Source organism: Solibacillus kalamii (assembly GCF_002174535.1).
Lineage (GTDB): Bacteria > Bacillota > Bacilli > Bacillales_A > Planococcaceae > Solibacillus > Solibacillus silvestris.
In genome coordinates this window covers 584316-601358 of sequence record NZ_NHNT01000001.1, presented here as the reverse complement: position 1 = coordinate 601358, position 17043 = coordinate 584316, and the positions used below count along the sequence as shown (strand labels likewise).

General features: G+C 37.8%; 8 protein-coding genes. 6 read left to right on the top strand and 2 right to left on the bottom strand.

The features are described from left to right. Positions 1-2: 2 nt before the first annotated feature. The gene (locus CBM15_RS02775) at positions 3-1577 is read right to left on the bottom strand and encodes an SWIM zinc finger family protein (protein WP_087615651.1); all 1575 of its coding nucleotides are present in this window, start codon (positions 1575-1577) and stop codon (positions 3-5) included. A gap of 317 nt (positions 1578-1894) precedes the next feature. Here CBM15_RS02775 and CBM15_RS02770 point away from each other — a divergent pair, with 317 nt between their 5' ends. From CBM15_RS02770 to CBM15_RS02745, 6 genes are all read left to right on the top strand, one after another. Next, positions 1895-2374 carry an IDEAL domain-containing protein gene (locus CBM15_RS02770; RefSeq protein WP_008404409.1) on the top strand — a complete coding sequence of 160 codons (480 nt, stop codon included), beginning with the start codon at positions 1895-1897 and terminating at the stop codon, positions 2372-2374. 384 nt (positions 2375-2758) lie between these two features. After that, a complete protein-coding gene (locus CBM15_RS02765; RefSeq protein WP_087615650.1) occupies positions 2759-4027 on the top strand; it encodes a nucleotide sugar dehydrogenase in 1269 nt (422 codons plus the stop codon). A gap of 211 nt (positions 4028-4238) precedes the next feature. Next, positions 4239-4961, top strand: coding sequence for a WecB/TagA/CpsF family glycosyltransferase (locus CBM15_RS02760; protein ID WP_087615649.1), 723 nt, complete (start codon positions 4239-4241; stop codon positions 4959-4961). 693 nt (positions 4962-5654) lie between these two features. After that, the gene (locus CBM15_RS02755; protein WP_087615648.1) at positions 5655-9326 is read left to right on the top strand and encodes an S-layer homology domain-containing protein; all 3672 of its coding nucleotides are present in this window, start codon (positions 5655-5657) and stop codon (positions 9324-9326) included. Positions 9327-10087: 761 nt separating this feature from the next. Continuing rightward, positions 10088-13624: a chitobiase/beta-hexosaminidase C-terminal domain-containing protein gene (locus CBM15_RS02750; RefSeq protein ID WP_087615647.1), complete on the top strand. Its 3537-nt coding sequence runs from the start codon at positions 10088-10090 to the stop codon at positions 13622-13624. 194 nt (positions 13625-13818) lie between these two features. Next, the gene (locus CBM15_RS02745) at positions 13819-15384 is read left to right on the top strand and encodes a sensor domain-containing diguanylate cyclase (RefSeq protein ID WP_087615646.1); all 1566 of its coding nucleotides are present in this window, start codon (positions 13819-13821) and stop codon (positions 15382-15384) included. A 49-nt stretch (positions 15385-15433) separates the two neighbouring features. Here CBM15_RS02745 and CBM15_RS02740 read toward each other — a convergent pair whose 3' ends face one another. Continuing rightward, complete coding sequence (locus CBM15_RS02740) at positions 15434-16909, bottom strand: S-layer homology domain-containing protein (RefSeq protein ID WP_087615645.1); 1476 nt, start codon at positions 16907-16909, stop codon at positions 15434-15436. Positions 16910-17043 lie beyond the last annotated feature (134 nt).

Here is a 17043-nt window from a genome sequence, read left to right as displayed (position 1 = left end):
ATCTAAATAAGTAAATTGCTTTTATTTATCTCTTCTTGCAGTGCACGCAAACGTTTGTACTGCTGCTGCACGGCTTCAATATATGCTGTAAAATAGTCGAGCTTTCCGGCTTTTTTGGAAGCCGATTTCATCGCACGCCAAATGCGGACTGCCTGCTTATAATTTTGCCGCGATTTCTGCTGAATTTCTTCCATCGCATAAAAATGGTAAAGAGGGAGTGCAGTTTCGGGTGACTGTGCGACAACATCCTTTAAACCGCATTGATCTAAATAAGGAATTGATGAAGGATAGAGCTGATGAAGTGCAACCCACTCATCCAAACGATTGTGACGCAGTAAATAGTTTGAAAACGACTCAATACCGTAACGACCGAACGAAGAGTACAATGCGAGCTCCTCACTGTCACTCAGTTGAACTTGACCGTATAGGTGATCGAGCTTACGCGTAAATTTCTGGCGACGTATCGGCAATAAGTTGTCCTGCACAAACGTTTGTAAAAAAGGAAGTGCCTTTTTTAAAATAACGGTCGCCTCATCGACAAAGTCTTTCTGTAATGCATATTGGGCTATGTCGATAAACCCTTCCACATTATTTTCGCTCATTGTTTCAACTGCTTGTTCCAGTTGTGACGGTGAACTTAATAAAATATAAAAAATGGATTTTACTACATTTAAATCGATATCTGTATTGCTATCATCACTTTGTTCCAAAAGTGCCAGTTCATTATTTAAGCGCTTTCGTTCATTAAATAGCTTTGTCCAAAACTGCAAATACAATGATAGCCGGAATGCTGTTGCACCTTTTTCGATAAAAAGAATCTCGTGGACATTTTTCTGAATGGCATCAAAAAATGGCTCGGTTGCAAACAGCCGTGTTGTTTTACTTAATGTATCAATCGACCGCTGAATGAGGCTTAACGTATTTTCCAAAAAGAACTGAACATAATGGTGACTCAGATCTGCTTTCGTTTTGACTGCATGTAACAGAAAATGTTTCGAAACGGCGATATCCATAAACAAGTTAAACAGCTCCTGCCATTCCTGCTCATAAGGGCGGTGGCGCTGCAGCTTAGTACGAATATTTTCGATTAAACCTGATAATGTATACGGCTCCAATGGTTGCGGACCTTTAATAGCATAATTGAGCACTTCGTCAGCCATCATCTGCCAGTTTTCAGGACTGCGCTCAGACGCCAATGACTGGAGCGGAACAGATCTTTTAGAACGCCAAATAGAAAGCCATTGCTGCAGTGAAATAAAATATTGCGACAGCTTTAAAATAATTGCAAGCTGGTGGCGGCATAGATCTTTTTTAGGACAGCTGCAGCTGATCGTTTGTTCCGGAAAATTAATCGTCACTTCCGCTGTATTGACGTCCTGAACTTGGCATACCAGTATTTGGCTGAATCTTGAATAGTGCGGTGGCTTAATTGCCTGATTACGGACAGAGAACATGGCGCGTGTCACCAATTCTGCATCTTCATTTGCTGAAGGGAGAAGCTGTTCTTCAAAGGATTGTAATGTATGTTGAATAAAATCTTTATGTGCATGGGCAATCTCGGAAAAAGATAAACTCAAAACGGGTTTCCCCTCCCTAATAATTAATTGCATTGGAAATTTTAACTTCATTCAAGGTGAAGGAAGAAAAAAAGTCGTTCCTTCCATTATAATACGAATCCAGACAAATCGGTAATGTGAAGAGACATTGAATAAATTTTTTAAGCGAATAGGCCATTTTTGAAGGTTTGAAATGTAGAAAGTATGGGGAAACTATAAGCAACAGAGAAATTGATTGAGTTTCAAGCACACTTAAATGAATGCATCCATATGATAAATGAAATTAGGTCTTATGACTCGGATAAATCCCAACGAAAATAAGTGAAGGAGGAATTCCCATGATTCAAGTACAATTTATGAAGCCGTTCTATACAAAAATGACGGGCACGAAATTACGCTTAGTCTTTGCTTATCAATACTTTTCCATTACAAAAGACGAGGAAGTTTTTCATTTCATTCCGATTGAAGGGAAAGAAATGATTATTGATTTAAACTCAATGCAAGTCGAAAATTTATCGGAAGTGTTTGTATTCCAGCGCGGCAATCGTTTCGTACGTCTCCCGCTGTATCAGCTTTTACTCGTATCAAACGTACACGAATATTTAATGCCGATTATTGAAAATGTCTCAAATAATGTAACACCGTTAAAAAATGAAACGTCACCGGAATTTGATGAAGAAGTTGAAGGGATTGTGCGGGTATTGGAAGAAAGTAATTTATCCCGTTTAATCGATGAAGCACTCGAATCACGTGACGAAGTATTATTCCACAATTTAATTGCGGAAAAGGAACGATTAACTGGAGGCTATGCATCGTGATTGCCCATTTTAACTAAACCCTGTTAGCTAATATTAGCTAATGGGGTTTTTGTATGTATATTACCGATGATTCTTTTCAATTAGTATAACTATCCCTTTCAAAGGCAAAATAATAGGAAAGCGTTCATTAAACAGCTTGAATAATAAAAACTATTTCACACAGCGAGCAGAAAGTTGTATACTGTAATGCAGGACTAATTTTCAAGCATTTACAGGCAACCATTTGAATAACCATTCCGTCCTATAAATGAACGGAATTTTGGAACTGTATTAAATGAAGTTATTCAATTTATTGGTAACGAATGCAGGCAAAATGCGTGAAATAAATTATACAACAATCAAACAATGAGATATAGCTTTTTTGAAAGTGAAGGAGAAACGATCATGACAAAATCAATCTGTGTCGTTGGCTTAGGATACATCGGTTTACCAACGGCGGTAATGTTCGCAAATCACGGCGTAAAGGTACATGGTGTTGATGTGAACCCGGCAGCTGTGAAAAGTATTCAGGATAAACAACTACATATTGAGGAGAACGGCTTACAGGAGCGCCTGAACAAAGCGGTGGATGAAGGCTTTTTAACGGCATCGACGACACCAGTCGCTTCAGATGTGTATATTGTCGCGGTACCATCACCTATCAATCCGGACAATACAGCGAATTTAGAATATGTTCGTCAAGCAACAGCTTCAATCGTGCCTTTTGTGAAAAAAGGCGATTTAGTTATTTTAGAATCAACAGTACCACCAAAAACAGTGGAAAATGTGATGCTGCCTGAATTAGTGAAGTCTGGTCTGGAAATAGGGACAGAACTATTTGTAGCCCATTCTCCAGAGCGCGTTATTCCGGGCCGTATTTTTGAGGAGCTTGTAAACAATGACCGTATTGTTGGCGGGATTTCACAAAAATCAGCAGAGCTTACGAAAGAACTTTATGAAATATTTGTTCAAGGCACAATCCATTTAACAGATGCAACAACAGCTGAATTAGTAAAAGTAATGGAAAACACTTATCGTGACGTGAACATTGCATTTGCGAACGAATTAGCAAAAATGGCTGAGAAATTAGATGTGAACATTTGGGAAGCAATTAAATTTGCGAACTATCACCCACGTGTAAACGTTCATTTCCCGGGACCAGGTGTAGGCGGCCACTGTATCGCGGTCGATCCTTGGTTTTTAGTTGAGCTAGGCGGGGAACAAGCCCAAATCATTCACTTATCACGTAATACAAATGACTCAATGCCAAGCTTCACAGCACAAAAAACACAGGCGATTTTAAATAAAAACGGTATTGCAGGCGCAACAGTTGCTGCATTAGGTTTAGCGTTCAAAGGAAATGTAGATGATATGCGTGAAAGCCCATCGACAATCGTCATCGATGAGTTAGAGAAACTAGGCTTAACAGTCGTTTCACATGACCCGCACATTAAGCAAAACAAACATAAAACACAAACACAAAGCATGAAGGAAGCGTTGGAGCAGGCTGATATTTTAGTGTTCCTGACAGATCACAAAGAGTTTAAAGAGCTGGATCCGTCAACATTGAACGCAAAAAGCAAAATCGTATTCGATACGAAAAACTGCCTGAACCGTGAAGCATGGGAAAAAGCAGGCTTCCAGTTCCACTTACTTGGAGATGCGAAGAACTAATATTGAAAACTTGGCAGTGCGTCTAAAACGTACTGCCTACTGTTTTTTATCTTCATTCAGCAGGCGTTCAAAACGCCTGCTGAATGAAGATAAGCCCCAGGCGGATGTCACAGATTTTTTAAAGGGAATTTTTGAGTAAACTCAAAAAAATCTGGACGCAATTACGCCAAGGCGTAATTGATTGATGGAATATAAGAAGGGAAGACTATATATGAAAGAAACCATACTCGGCATTCAGGTAAATACCGAAAGCTATGATGAACTGCTTCCAAAAGTATTTGATCAAATCGAAAAGCAGCAAAAATCGTTAATCGTTGCCATTAATCCTGAAAAAATTATTAAAGCAAAAGAAGATCCGGCATTAAAGACACTTCTTAATAACGCAGAGTTTCAAATTCCGGATGGAATCGGTGTAATTTTGGCTTCGAAAATTCAAAAAGGGCAAATCACATCACGTGTGACAGGTGTTGATATGATGCTGCGTCTATGTGAAGAAGCAGCACAGCGTAAAAAGCCTATTTTCCTTTATGGTGGAAAACCAGGAATTGCAGATCAGGCGGCGAAGAAATTACAAGAGCTCTATCCATCTATTGAAATCGCCGGTACACAGGACGGCTATGAAAAGGATAATCAAAAAGTTATTGATAAAATTAATGAAGCGAAACCGGATTTACTTTTTGTAGCAATGGGTTCTCCAAAACAGGAAAACTGGATTAATGCAAACCGTAATCAGCTTCATCCGACGATTTATCAAGGTGTGGGTGGGTCGTTTGACGTATTGGCAGGCAATGTGAAAAGAGCACCAGAAGCTTTCCAAAAAATAGGAATGGAGTGGTTTTACCGTTTAATGAAGGAACCACACCGGATTAAACGCCAAATTGCCTTGCCTTTATTTTTATTGGAAGTAGCACGCGGATCGAAGAACAACAAGTAACCGAAAAAAAATAGTGTAATCTTTGTAATATTTGATTGTTTATTTGTAATGTTAATGATACACTAAATTCAGTAGTGAGATTTCCTCTACGATATATTTTAAATTTTAACTTTTCCCTGCAAGGAAAAACTCGGTTGGTAGCCCGAGAAAAAGGCTTTAGCATTTAGATGCTAAAGCCTTTTTCTTTTTGTCTTTTTGTCGAATTTTAGCGAACTGGTTCTATTAATTCGTACCATTCATACACTAACCAGGTAGGAAAAAATATGGTCACATAAATAATAACTATATTACAAAAGTAATATATCGGTAATAATTGTAATGTATAAATTCCAGTTAAATCCTTGGTATAACTGCATTATATATCCAATTTTATTACTTTTTAATGTTATGTAAACCAATAATTCCCAAGAATTTTAGTTATATTTGAATAGTATTGGAAATTAATTGTCAAAGAAAATGTTGTTTTTATTAGTAGATGTATGTCATAATTAAAGAAATTTGAAGTTATCTGAATATATTTACGGATTCATATCTTGCAGTCTAATAAAATAGTATATTTTTGGGTTTATTGGCAAAAAAAGATTGACATAGTAAATGTATACTACTAGAATTTATGTGTAGTTAGTTTTTCTGCACATATTTCGTGTGGGTAACTAAAATTATTATTTTCACTTATGAGGAGGAAATTTTTCAATGGCTAACCAACCAAAGAAATACAAAAAATTCGTAGCAACAGCTGCGACAGCTACTTTAGTAGCATCTGCAATCGTACCAGTTGCATCTGCTGCATCATTATCGGACATCAAAGGTAACACACACGAAGAAGCGATCACATCATTAGTAGATGCTGGCGTTATCAACGGCTACCCAGATGGAACGTTCCAACCTAACAAAACTTTAACTCGTTCTGACGTTGTTAAATTATTAGGTAAATACTTAGTATCAAAAGGTTTAGAAGTACCTGCTGACTACAAAACAAACGTACGCTTCAACGACTTAACTTCTGCTTCAAACGATGAGTTATTAAAATATGCTGCTGTAGTATATGATGCAGGCGTATTCAGCGGTTCAAATGGTAACTTATTAGCTGGTGACAACATCACTCGCGAAAACATGGCAGTTGTATTAGTTCGTGCATTCGATACTTTAAACAACATCGACCTAGTTTCTTATGTACAAGGTCAAGAGTACAAAAAAGATGTTAAAGATCTTTTCACAGCTAAAGCAGAAGCTCGTGCTGCAATCGAAGTTCTTGACTTCTTCGATATCACAAACCCATCAGTAGCAAACTTCAATCCAAAAGGTTCAACTACTCGTGGCCAATTTGCTACATTCTTATACAAAACAATCAACACTGACTTCTCAGCTGTAACTGGTGTTGCAAACAGTGCTGTATCTGAAATCAAAGCAATCAACAACACAACTGTTGAAGTAACTTTCAAAGATGCAATTGACAATAAAGAAGCATTAGACTTCACAATTGATGGTCTTGAAGTTAAAAATGCTGTTGTTAAACAAACAGACGCTAAAACATTTGTATTAACTACTGCTGCTCAAACTGGCGATAAAGTATACACTTTAAATGTAAATGCTGCTAAAGCTGGTACATTCAAAGGTATCTCAGCTGTAGTACCTACTGCTATTAAATTAACTACTCCTTCTGTACAAGGTACAATTGGTAAAGAAGTTACAGTTAAAGCAGAAGTAACAGTTCCGACTGGTCAATCAAAAGCTGGTATCCCTGTAACTTTCAACATTGTGAATGATAATGCAAACTTAAATGAGAAAAAAGAAGTTGTTGCATATACTAACGAAGAGGGTGTAGCTACTTATACTTACACTCGTTATTACAAAAACAATGATTCAGTAACAGCTTATGCTACTGATAAATCTTCAGTATTTGCTTCTGGTAAAGTTTACTGGGCTCAAGGATTAACAGTAACAGAAGTTACTTCTGGTAACGTATTAGCTAACGGTTCTAAAAAAGTTTATAAAATCAAAACAGATACATCTGTAACAGAAACTTTCGGTACAACTTCAACTTCTGATGATTACAACTATGTAAACGTAGCATTCTTAGAAAACGTTGACGTTGCTCCAGATAAATTAGTTCGTGGTGTAAGCGTAATTGATACTGGTCTTACTACAAATGCATCTTACCCATCACAAGTAACGACTGGCGGCGTACAAGTTGTACGTGTTAAAGTGAATGCTAATGGTGAAGGTACTTTCACATTAACTGGTTCTAACGGATCAGTAACACCAGTTGTATTCGTTGACGATTCAACAAATAAAGTTGGTAAATACACTGCTACAGCATTACAGGCAGCTGCTCCAGCAGTTAAGTTTGAATTAAACCATACGTTAGGTTTATCAGTTAAAGCAGAAGGCGTTCAAAATGCTGCTGCAATTAACACTGGTAATGCTAACAACAAAGGTACTGGTGAAGGTGGACGTGAATACACTGTAACTGTTACTGATAAAGATGGTAAAGTTGCTCCAGCTGGAACAAAAGCTTATGTAACATTTGCTGATGGAAGCTATAGCACAGATAAAGCTGTTTACATCAAGAGTGGTACTACTCGTGTAGTTGCTAACAAATCAACTCGTCATGAAATCACAGTAACTGGTTCAAAAGGTGAAGCGAAATTCACTTTAGTAGGTAACCATGATGCTTATGCAACACCAACTGTTTACTTAGAAAACGGTTCAGAAGCTGGATTAGACAAAAATGACTTACAAACAGTAGGAGAAGGTACTTACTTCGTAGATGCTGTAATTGCTAACGCTGCATTAACAGTTTTAAATGCAGATGGTAAAGAAGTAACTACATTACCAAGTACTCAAACTGCTTACTTCGAGTACCAATCAGTTGATCAAAATGGTTTCGACTATTTCGCGGGCACAGGAAGCTATGAGGTTTCTTACCAAGTAACAGCTCAATTTGCTGATATTGTTGCGAATGGTAAAACTGTTAAAGCTGGTACAACTGAAACAATTAAAGTTAACGCAGTAAACGGTAAAGCAGTCCTTCCTGTAACATCTACAAATGTTGCATCAAATGTATCTGTTCAAGCTTCTGCTTCATTAGTAAGCTTACCTAATCAAACTGCTACTTTAGCATTCACAAAAGGTACACAAGTACCAGATGTATACACTGGTAATGTATCATTAATCGATACTGTTAATAATAAATTGACATTTGCTGGTTTTGATGCTATCACATATTCAACTTCTTCATTTAAAAATGAAGCAGGAGTTGTAATTTCTGAATCGCGCTTCGAAACATTAGTATCTGAAGCTTTAGCTACTAATTCTGTTGTAAAAGTTACTTCTGTTAAAAATTCAGATGGCACTTACACATTAGAAATTGAATCGATTACTGGTTCAGCTAATGTACCTGTTACTGTTACTTCAACAAAAGTATTAGATGTGAATGGTGACGGTAATGCAGATACAATCGATCTTGTATTCAGTAAGAATGTAGACGCAACTAAATTAAACGCTACTGATTTTGCTGTAACGAATGGTACAGTAGCATCAATTACTGATGGAACTGCTGATGATAACAAAATTAGCTTAGCTATTACAGGCGCTACTGGTTTAAATCTTGGTACTTTAACTGTTAGTCCAAAAGCTGCAGTAGCTGTAGATGGAGCAGCATTAGCTTCATCGACATTTACTTTAGCTAGTGCAATTGCTGGCACTGGTGTAGCTGGTACTGTTGCTGTAGGTACTGCAGGTACTGCAGGTACTGCACAAGTTGAAACGTTAACTGCAACTGCTGCAACTGGAACAGGAGATGCAATTGTTACAATTGTTGCTAAAGGATTTAACGGAAATACTCCATTAAATATTACTGTACCTGTAATTGGTTCTGATACAGATACTACTGTTGGAACAAAAGTTTATAATGCATTAAAAGCTAACACAGCGGTTACTGGCTTCTTCGATGTAACTCAAGGTTCAACTACTGAAGAGGTAGTTTTAACTGCAAAAACTGCAGCTGCTGATGATTCTACAATGGTAGTAACATTAGCGAATAATGTAACAACTGCTACATCTGTAGACACAACAGCTGGTGTTGCTCCTGGTAAAGAAGTGGCTACACTAACTATTACTAGTGGTGCAACAAATGCTGGTACTGTTGCAGTTTCATTAGTAGATGGTACATTTACTAAAACTTTAAATGTTTCTGTTGCTGCTGGTGATTCTACATCAACGGTTGCTAGTAAAGTATTTGCTGCATTAATTGCTGACAATACAGTTACTGGTCACTATGATATAACAATTTCTGGCGCGGTAGTTACTTTAACTGAAAAAGTCGGCGGTGTAGGTACTGCTTCTTCAGGAACTATTAAATAATTTCTAATATAAATATAATTTTCTAGTTCTTTAGAATTTCAGAATTTATTGAAAAGCTCACATAGCTATTGCTGTGTAGAGCTTTTCTCTTTTTGTTTAGTCTATGCTTATATTTATTGTTGTATTGATATACCCCTGTAAAACTTAATCCACTTATTAAATAATAAAAAGCCTTTTGATATTAATATTAAAAATATTATATTAAATATTAAAAGCTTAAACTTCCAACTTCCACCACCACAATAAGTAATTACTTTTTTGTTTGGATCGAGCGCACTTAATTTTCAAAGGTAGCGCGTAATGTAACGTCATCGTACAGTAAACGTGTTTCCGGATTTGACAGAGATACGTAAAAATGCATGCTTGTTCTATTTGCTAATTTTATTAGTAGTGCAAATTTAATTGATTTGAGATGAGTCAGCTATAAAAGTAGGGCTACATTCATAATAGTTAGAAAATTTAAGGGATAAGTAGAATTAAATATACGCTAAAGAGATACTATTAATGAGAAGTAAGACCCGAATTAATATAATAGGAGAATTGCCTCTACTAGATATTTCTGAAATTTAATAAAATTTAAACATTGGATAAATATAACTTTAATATTCAAATGATGTAATGAAGTATGTAAGTGTTCTTATTATAAGAGACATTTTTAAAAGTAACACCGCATTCATTTAATCTCCCAAAGCAAATCCCTTAATTAAATACAGAAGGGTTTGCTTTTTTTGAGATATAAAAAATTATAAGGAGCTAAACAAATGAAGAATAGTGTACTCTATTACATTTCCAAAATTGCTTTCTCATTTTTACTGGTACTATCTATGATTTTACCTCATTTTGCAGTTGTAAAAGCAGAGGCTACAGGGGCTATCGGAATTGATGAAGCAATCAGTCAGTTTGATCCAGCTTCAGTTAAGCCGGATGTAACAGTAGAAGGTTATATAGTGGGGTTTGCGAAAAGTGAAACTTCCTATGTAGTAGAAGCTGAAACTGATACGAATATTGCCATCGCGGACACTCCGGGTGAAACCGATGTGAAGAAAATGCTCTATATTCAATTGCCAAATTCACCTGCTTCAATTAGAGCTGAATTTGGATTAAAAACGAATCCTGGCAATTTGGGCAAAAAAGTAGTCATAACTGGTTCACTGGAAAAATACTTTGGGATTCATGCGGGTTTAAAGACACCAACTTCTATAAAGTTTGTTGGTAATGATACACCCGACCCAGAAGAACCAACACAAGCAGCAACTGTAAAAGCTTCCCCAGCAGCCGGCGAAGTTTATGCAGGAACAAAAGTAACACTATCAACAGATACGCCAAATGCAACGATTTATTACACAACAGATGGTTCTGAACCGACAATAGAAAGTACGGTTTATAACGGATCAACAGGTATTGTTATCAATGAAGCAACGACGGTTAAAGCATTCGCGACAGCAGCAGATTTGGATAATAGCGAAGTTGCAACATTTGCCTTCACGATCAAAACAGCACCAACAGCCATTTCAATTGAAGAGGCTCGCAATAAAACAATCGGCGAGGAAGTAATTGTTTCGGGTATTGTCACAGCAAAATTGGAAACAGCAACAGCGCATATTCAGGACGAAACGGGTGCGGCAATTGCAATCTACCCAGCAGACAGTCTTGCAGCAAATGTTGGAGACCTTGTTACCGTTCAAGGTAAAGTTGCTGAGTACAGCGGGCTGAAGCAGTTGACGAATATTTCTCTTGTTGGTACACCAACAGCGGCGACTTTACCAGATCCGCAAGTTATTACGAGTGAAGGCATTGCAGAAGACAATGAATCACGATTAGTAACGTTGAAAGATGTAGCAATTACCGGGTCTGGCCAAAACTTTACAGGAACAGACGCAGCCGGCTCGTTTGCAATTTATGATAAAACAAGAGATTCTGGTTTAGTAAATGGAAAAACGTACGGGGAAATTACAGGGATTGTTGGTCAGTTTACAAACCACCAGCTTCTGCCAATCCGTATTATTGAAGATACGACAAAAGTGCAGGATGTCCAAGCTTCTCACTCGGGCGGCGTAACAGCTGGCACAGATGTAACACTATCTACACTTACAGAAGGTGCAACGATTTATTACACAGTGGATGGCTCCACACCGACAACAGCAAGTACAGTGTATACAGGTGCAGTTACTGTCTACAAACCGATGACAATTAAAGCTATTGCCGTGAAAGCCGGTTTAACGAACAGTGCAGTTGCGACATTCGTTTACGAGATTATTGATACGGATAATGCGACAATTAGTGAAATTCAAGGGGCAAACCATACTTCTCCATATGCAGGATTACAAGTAAACGATGTAGATGGAACCGTAACGTTTGTAATTGACGCTTCAAATTTCATTATGCAAGAAAATACACCGTTCGATGGTGTGAAATCAACTGCAATTAAAGTGAACAAATCATCGCATGGTGTAGTGGTTGGAGATGCAGTGAAAGTAACGGGTAATGTAACTGAAGTGGGCGGAAATACGCGTTTAAAGGATACGCAAATTGCTGCTAATGAGATTGAAAAAACAGGAACGGCAGCTGTTCCTGAAACACTTGTTATCGGTGAAGATTTATTCCCGCCAAACAGAATTATCGATAATGACAGTTTTACCATTTTTGACCCGAAGGAAGATGGAATCGATTTCTGGGAGTCAATCGAGTACATGCTTGTCTCATTCCCTGAGGCAAGGGTAGTAGGACCGATGTATAACAATGATTCACCAATCGTCGTTCCCAATACAACAAATAATACGTTTAACGACAATGGCGGTCTAAATATTGCTGCCGATGATTACAACCCGGAAAAGATTATGCTTGAAGGGGTATCAGCGAAAAACTATGAATCAGGCGATCGTTTTAATGATGCGCTGATCGGTTTTGTAGAAAACTTCTCTGATGGTTACCGGCTGAATACGAATAAAGTATTCCCGGACATAACAAAGGCGAACATTCAGCAGGAAGTAACACATCTTGAACCAGTAGCGGACAAGCTGAATTTGGCATCTTACAATATCGAAAACTTTTCGAATAACAAGGATAATACATCCGATGAAAAAGCAGCAAAAATTGCTTCAACATTTGTAAACAATATGAAGTCGCCGGATATTATTACATTAGTGGAAGTACAGGATAATGACGGTCAAACAGATTCAGATAATGCCGATGCATCAGAAAGTTACTTGCGTTTAATTAACGCAATTAAAGTAGCGGGTGGTCCTCAGTATGACTGGATTGATGTTATGCCGATCAATAATACAAGCGGTGGTGCACCAGGCGGAAATATCCGTGTAGGATACTTGTACAACCCTGAACGTGTATCACTTGTTGAAGGGCCGAATGGTACTGGAGAGCAGGCGAATGCATGGACAGAAGAGGGCAGCCTTGCATTGAATCCAGGTTTTGTGAATCCTTCAAAATTTGAAGATACACGTAAACCGATTGCGGCAGAGTTTGAATTCCAGGAAGAGCGCATTGTTGTTATTGGTGCACATTTAAATTCTAAAGGCGGAGACGATTCATTATGGGGCCAAACACAGCCACCGGTTTTAGGCTCTGAACCGGAGCGTATGGAGCTTGCACAGGTAATCAATGACTTTATCGATGAAGGTCTTGCAAAAGATCCGGACGTTAACATTGTTGTAGCGGGAGATATGAATGACTTTGAATTTACACCGGCTCTTGAAACATTAAAAGGCGGCGTTTTGACGAATATGGTGGACAAGGCACCTGTGGAAGACCGTTTCAGCTACTACTTCCAAGGTAACAACCAAGTGCTGGATCATATTTTAGTATCAAATAATCTTGCAGAAGTAACGGAGATTGATATGATTCATATTAATGCGAACTTTACGGAAGCGCAGGGCCGTGCATCTGACCATGATCCGGTATTAGTTCAAATTGATTTGGAGTCTGGTAAAGAAGAAACGCCAGAGCCAATCGTACCGGAAAATGTGTACGATTATAAAAACTATAAAACAGGCAAGTTAATTATGAACCGCCCAAGTATTTCACTTACACTAGGTGAAAATACAGATATTAAAAATGGCATTGCAGTATTTAGTGAATATGCGGAATTCCACGGAGTTGGATTTGCAGATAAAACGGTAACAATCAGCCCTAAAAAAGGTAATGCGATTATTGATTTTAAAGGAACGAAAATCGGTAAAATAATCATTGAAGGTAATCATGTAAAAGAAATACGCAATTTGCCATCCGATGCGGATATTACGTATACAAAAGGGGCATCAGCAGAGACAATTGAGTTTAATTAATTGATAACGAGCAGCATCGCCAAATCAGTAAAATGACTTGGTGATGCTTTTTTACTGACTAAATACATAAATCCCTAACAAGATTGTCATAAATATGGTGTACAAGCTGAAATAGTGTTAGTCATGCTATGTTATAATACTAGCAATTATATTAAATCAAATATACGTGCCTATATTTGGACTAGGAGATTGTAATGTTTGCGTTACGAAATATCGTTAAATTAAAATATTTATTTATTTCAGTCATTGTACTTGCCTTTGTACTTTCTACGCTAGTCGGTGTGTACAGTACCTACAAAGGCAATATGAAATTAATGCAGGAACAGACACTGGAGAATAACCGGGTATACGCGCTGAAATTAGCGGAAACAGTCGATAAATTTATTGCTAGTACAACTAACACATTAAGTTATAGTGCAGCAGAGATTGCAAATAACTTAAATAATATAAATAAATTACAAGAAGAAGTGAATCGTCTTTATTTACATGGAGATACATTTAGTTCTGTTCTTATTGTTGATGCGGAAGAAAATGTTTTGGTGAATGCACCTCAAACTCTCGGTGAAGCTGGAAAAAACATTCCGTTCTTAAAAGAACTGAAAAACTATGACAAATATAAGCCCTTCATTTCAGATCCATTTATTTCGCCAACCGGACGTAAATTGATTGTCATTTCAATGCCGATTTATGATGAGCAAGGAGCCTTTAAAGGGGTTTTAAGCGGGAATATCTACTTATATGAATCCAATATTTTTGAGTCGATTCTCGGCCAGCATCCTTATGAAAATGGCTCTTATGTTTACGTGGTCGATACGCGGGGGAGAATTATTTATCATCCCAATAAAGCGAGGTTAGGGGCAGATGCTTCGGAAAATGAAGTCGTCGCCCGTTTATTAAATGAAAAACACGGTGCATTAACATTTGTTAATACACTTGATCAGCCGATGCTGTCGGGATTCAGCCAGAGTGAACGGACACGGTGGGGAATTATCGTGCAAACACCATATGATGCAGCGCTTAGTATGGTTGGGCAACAGGTGGTAAGTGTGTTGAAAATTGGGTTACCATTCATTATATTATCAACGATTGTCGTCTTTTTATTGGCCAGTCAGATTGTTCGTCCTCTTGAAAGAATAGCAGAAATATCGGAAAGCAGTGTGAAAGAGCAAGAGATGAAAAAGCTGAAGGAAATACGGGCATGGTATTACGAAGTGTATAAAATACAAGAAGCACTCATCCACAGTTTTTCGTTTTTACATGGAAAAGTGAATACACTGGAAGAAGAAACGTCAATTGACTCACTAACAAATCTATTGAATCGTGCTGCTTTCGAAAAGAAAATACAATTGCTTACTGAACAACGAAAAGACTATACGCTCGTCATGCTGGATGTGGATTGGTTTAAATCGATTAATGATACACATGGACATATCGTAGGGGATAAAGTACTGCAAGCATTAGCAATTAAATTAAAAGAATCTTTAAAAGAAAATGAATTAGCTTGCCGTTACGGAGGAGAAGAGTTTATTCTTGTTTTTACAGAAACAACGGTTGAAGAAGCATATGAACGCGTTGAATTATTACGGGGAAATGTTCAGCAAATTATCAGTCCTGCAGGAAAACCTCTTACATTCTCAGCGGGTATTGCAAACTATCCACTGCACGGCATCCAGATGAAGAACATCATCGGAAAAGCGGATGAAGCTTTATATAAAGCAAAAGAAAACGGACGGAACCGTGTGGAAGTAACGAATGTATAATTTAAAAATCCAGTCTCTCTTTATAATCTGAGGGACTGGATTTATTAGTTTAATAGAAATTGATCGTAAAGTAAGGGGCCTTTTTGCTGCTGTACTCCAGGCCTACGATCGCGTTGTTATAGGCAGGCTGCAGTAGGTTGTCTCGATGCCCTTTACTATTCATAAAGCCTTCGTGGGCGTAAATAACATTGTAGTGACCATACGAAATATTTTCGCCCCATGTTCTCAGCTCGGACTCGCTCATACCTCCGCTGATCATACGGTCATATGGTATTTTACCTGAAAGACTTGTATGAGAGAAATAGTTGTTATCGATCATATCTTTACTATGCTTGCGTGCAATCGATGCCCATTGCGGTGAGTGTGTTAGTGGATGAACCCCTTCAGCGGCACGTGCCTGGTTCATCAGCTCGACCATCAGCTGTTCGGAATGTTTTTGTGTATCCGATATATCGCCGTAATAGCCATCTTTCTTCACTTCATAGTCTTTATGGACATAAAGGATGGAGCGAATGACATTCTTTTTATGAATATCATAGAAAAAGGTTACATAATAGTCGTCTATTAAATAGAAATTATATTCATTGGAAGCTTGCGTATTGTAAACGATATTTCCGCGTTGTACATTTGCATTTTTCGTTCCGTACTTCGCTTTTACATCGGTTGCATTATTTATGCCGATTTGCAGGTCCTGTGCACCGAAGAAGCTTTTCCCTTGTTTTGTCATATAGCGTGCAACAATCTTATTGTTATCGACACCTTCTAATTCAAAGTCCAAATTTTTGCCTGTTTGCTTCCACGCAAAGTCATATTCGCTATTGTACGTTGCTGTAGCAGTTTCAGGTTTTTCGGCAGTAGGAGGCGCTGGTTCGCTGATTACTTCACCAGTCGTTTTATAACTCAGTGCCCGATATAAAAATGTTGCCATTTGCGCACTTGTGACATTATTGTTCGGTAAAAACTGATTTTTTCCATTGCCGGTCGTAATACCGTGGCTCGCCAAAATATTTACATAGTCATAGTACCAGCTGGATTTTGAAACGTCTTTAAAGCTGACCTTCGTACCGCCGTTTAATTTCAGGCTTTCTACTAAAATTTTAGATAGATGGGAACGCTTTACTGGCTGATCCGGATTGAAATTGCCGTATTCATCCCCGTCAAAAATGCCTGATTCATATGCCCAAATAATTTCCTGTGCAAAAGGAGTCGAATTCGTCACATCTTTGAACTTTCCGTTGTAAGAACGTACTTTTGGAATGGCCAGGGCCGAATCGCTTGAAAGAATCGTTTGGAGAATTTTCGATGCTTCTGCTCGTGAAACAGGTTTGCTGAAATTCAATTGATTGCCGCTTTTATAATCATACACATTTAAATTATTTAAATATTGGATGGCTTCTGTATGTGAATTCCGGCTGTTTTCTACATCATAAAAAGTCTTTTTCGCATAGACGTCATCACTCGCTACAAATAATGCGGAAGCGAACAAAGTAGTAGCTATGAAACTTTTTGTTATTCCTTTTTTCATTCGTTTCGACTCCTTTTCTATTTTCCGTCACTTTTATTTTTATGTCTTTACCCGTACAGAAAGACAGTAAAACACAGTGTTCTGTATACATATTAAAACGGTGGGAAAGAAGAGCATGTCCCACCGTCTATTAT

Excerpts from the sequence above, each read along its gene's own strand:
- CBM15_RS02770 (WP_008404409.1), top strand. The coding sequence starts at position 1,895 with ATGATTCAAGTACAATTTATGAAGCCGTTCTATACAAAAATGACGGGC.
- CBM15_RS02765 (WP_087615650.1), top strand. The coding sequence starts at position 2,759 with ATGACAAAATCAATCTGTGTCGTTGGCTTAGGATACATCGGTTTACCA.
- CBM15_RS02760 (WP_087615649.1), top strand. The coding sequence starts at position 4,239 with ATGAAAGAAACCATACTCGGCATTCAGGTAAATACCGAAAGCTATGAT.
- CBM15_RS02755 (WP_087615648.1), top strand. The coding sequence starts at position 5,655 with ATGGCTAACCAACCAAAGAAATACAAAAAATTCGTAGCAACAGCTGCG.
- CBM15_RS02750 (WP_087615647.1), top strand. The coding sequence starts at position 10,088 with ATGAAGAATAGTGTACTCTATTACATTTCCAAAATTGCTTTCTCATTT.
- CBM15_RS02745 (WP_087615646.1), top strand. The coding sequence starts at position 13,819 with ATGTTTGCGTTACGAAATATCGTTAAATTAAAATATTTATTTATTTCA.
- CBM15_RS02740 (WP_087615645.1), bottom strand. The coding sequence starts at position 16,909 with ATGAAAAAAGGAATAACAAAAAGTTTCATAGCTACTACTTTGTTCGCT.